The organism is Aphanizomenon sp. CS-733/32, from assembly GCF_028330045.1.
Classification (GTDB): domain Bacteria; phylum Cyanobacteriota; class Cyanobacteriia; order Cyanobacteriales; family Nostocaceae; genus Dolichospermum; species Dolichospermum gracile.
The window spans coordinates 1-2549 of record NZ_JAQMSE010000215.1 but is presented as its reverse complement, the minus strand read 5'-3'; the positions used below and the strand labels follow the sequence as shown (position 1 = coordinate 2549).

Genomic DNA, 2549 nt, shown 5'->3' with positions numbered 1-2549 from the left:
GTTTAACAGCTAAACGCCCAGAAGATGAGCCAGTGCGGTCTTGGGGTTTCCCCAAGTAGAGCAACTGGCGGTATCAGGACGCACTTTTGTGCAAACGTACTGAGTCTGGGAACTTGTGCAAACAAGATATTAAGATTGTGAAATCTTAAGAATCCCCGTGTCTTTAGACCGGGGAGTGTCAAAATTATAACTCTCTGCGCCTCTGCGTGAAAAAAAAGTGATTTTAATTTTTTAATTAGTTCGTGATTATTTATAGAACGAACTTCCAGCCATGACACTAATTTTACAGCTAAAACAGCAGGATGATTTCCTGTGGTTAATTCTTCATAGACTTGTTGAGGAATTATCACTCTGCCAAAAATAGCCTGAAGTAAATCTAATTTACCAATTTTAGCAAGTTCACTACCAAAAATGATTATAAATCATCATCTGGATTTATACCCATTTCCCGTAGACGTGCTGCTAATTTTGCGGCTTTGTGTTCTGCTTGTTCAGCTCTTAATTTTTGTAATTGGGCTTCTTCTTTACCTACCAATAATAAATTACCATCTAAATCCCACCAACGTAGCCAAAGTTGTTCAGGATTATTTAAGTAACTTCCTTGCCATAGTCCCAATTCTACACCTAATGGCGCAATAGGATAATGTCCACGCTCGTTAGGCTGGATTTTTTGGTAAGAAAAATCTACCAAGTGATAAACCTCTAATTTATCATTATTAACTTCATAAATGGCATAATAGGGAATGCGGATAATGCGTTCATATACCCAGAATTTACCTGGTTTTTCACCTTCCTGTAACCCAGCTAGAGGAGTTGTATCTCTTTCTTCATTACCATTACCACTGGCTAATTCTATAGCAATTAATGGAGGAATATATTCCCGCCATAAGACATAAGAACGGCGAATTTTACCTGCTAATCTTGGTGCTACATCTGGGACATAAAACCAATCTGGTGCTACTGTACCTTTTTCCGGTGGTTCAGTTTCTCGCCAATAAATCCCACAATCTTGACCTATACAAAATTGTCCGTCGGGATGTAATTTTTGTAAAGTTTGAATTATGGAATCTGTGATAATTATACTTTGGGGATGTTCTTGAAAGTTTTTCACGAAAGTACCATCAGACTCTGGGAGTTGAGTATGATCAGGAAACTGCGGTGGTATAGCAATATCAGCCAGGGTTTCACTCATACTGTTTAAAAGATTGCAGTTGTTAGTTTAGTATTATATCAGAGAACAGGAAGCGCGGAATTACTGAATATTGTATTATAAAGGTTATACAGTCATCTGCCACAGTTTATGATCTGCTGCTTAAACCCGGATTGTTCCCAACCTGTCAACCCTGATGATCACAAGTTCTGTCAATCTTGCAGAACCCCGTTGATAGCATTATTAATCAATCGCTTTCGAGTATTGCGGGTGCTTTCTAATGAAGGTGGTTTTGGGACTTGTGCGAAATTCTCTTAGCTGTTCTAATGGCATTGTCAATCTGATAACTCTTTTACATTTATCAGCATTGAACATTTTGCGATCAGTTTTACATCACTGACCGCTTTTTTTCGCCAATTCTTTATTCTCTATAACTTGTAGTCTTTTTAACTCGTATTTTCTCAGTAGATTTAACTTATATTTCTGTTTTTAGTCTAAACTCCAGTTAGCAAGACAAGCTTTCGCAGTTTAAAGGTTGTAACCAGGGTAAAATAATAGCCGCTTTTGATACAAGGATTTTTGTAGCTTTTAGGTGTTTACATGAAAAATATGATAGAAAATTTCAAGCTCGAATCGAACATAGCAGCGATTCCTACGGAGTGCTTCGCTATCGCACCTCCCATTTTTTATTTAAAATCTGGTACAGATTTGTTATTCCCATAATGGATGGGTTAGGGAGGGAGCGATCGCGAAGCACTCCGCAGGAATCACTAAACTTGCTGTAGTTTCTGTACAAACTGAAGTCTTGGCAATGGTTCTAATGGAGTAATCACGGGGGAGTAGTGACAGTAACAAATAACTACTAACTCAAACCCACCAGCAGGTAAGTTGGGTACATATTCCTCAACCCTTGTTACTTCCCAATCCCCTACCCTGCTATGGGTACTTGCACCTGGAAACTGAGGATCTATAAATTTTTCAACTGTGTGAAAATCTCTCAATCTGTACCCAGGCTGGGGAATTGTTTTTTTAGAACTGTCATAGTGTTCTGCAAGAATATCTGTACAAGCACCTGTGTGAGCTAATAGCATTTGCTCCCACTGTTGGGCGCTTGCGTCCTCAGCTTTGAAAATAATGTACTTACTCATCTTTGTTACCCTCTTGATAATTAGGAAACTGAGTATCACCCTCAAAAACACAGTCGAATTTAAGGACTTTAGATTTTGTCGTTTCTACTCGCAGTAGATTCCATCCATACTTAGGGCTTGCTGAATAAACCGAAAACCTAGATATATTAAGAGTTTCCGGGGTAAAAAAGTGAATTAGGTGCAAGGAATAAGCATTGAAACCATTAAAAACCTATCACTTTCTGGAATTTGAGACTATTCTTATATCTTTC

The 2549-nt window shown here is 38.3% G+C and carries 2 protein-coding genes and 1 pseudogene; 1 reads left to right on the top strand and 2 read right to left on the bottom strand.

All coding sequences use genetic code 11. The annotated features are described in order from the left end of the window. Window positions 1–415: 415 nt before the first annotated feature. On the bottom strand, window positions 416–1192 hold the full coding sequence (locus PN471_RS17935; RefSeq protein ID WP_271778001.1) for a Uma2 family endonuclease: 777 nt from the start codon (window positions 1190–1192) through the stop codon (window positions 416–418). 108 nt (window positions 1193–1300) lie between these two features. Between PN471_RS17935 and PN471_RS23375 the strand changes: the two are divergent. Beyond that, window positions 1301–1447: pseudogene (locus tag PN471_RS23375) on the top strand (4-Cys prefix domain-containing protein); the annotation flags it as partial. Between the two features lie 473 nt (window positions 1448–1920). On the opposite strand, the gene PN471_RS17930 reads toward PN471_RS23375, so the two are convergent. Next, window positions 1921–2298 carry a hypothetical protein gene (locus PN471_RS17930; protein WP_271778000.1) on the bottom strand — a complete coding sequence of 126 codons (378 nt, stop codon included), beginning with the start codon at window positions 2296–2298 and terminating at the stop codon, window positions 1921–1923. Between the last annotated feature and the right edge of the window lie 251 nt (window positions 2299–2549).

Coding starts and splice junctions, on each gene's coding strand:
- PN471_RS17935 (WP_271778001.1), bottom strand. CDS start 1,192: ATGAGTGAAACCCTGGCTGATATTGCTATACCACCGCAGTTTCCTGAT.
- PN471_RS17930 (WP_271778000.1), bottom strand. CDS start 2,298: ATGAGTAAGTACATTATTTTCAAAGCTGAGGACGCAAGCGCCCAACAG.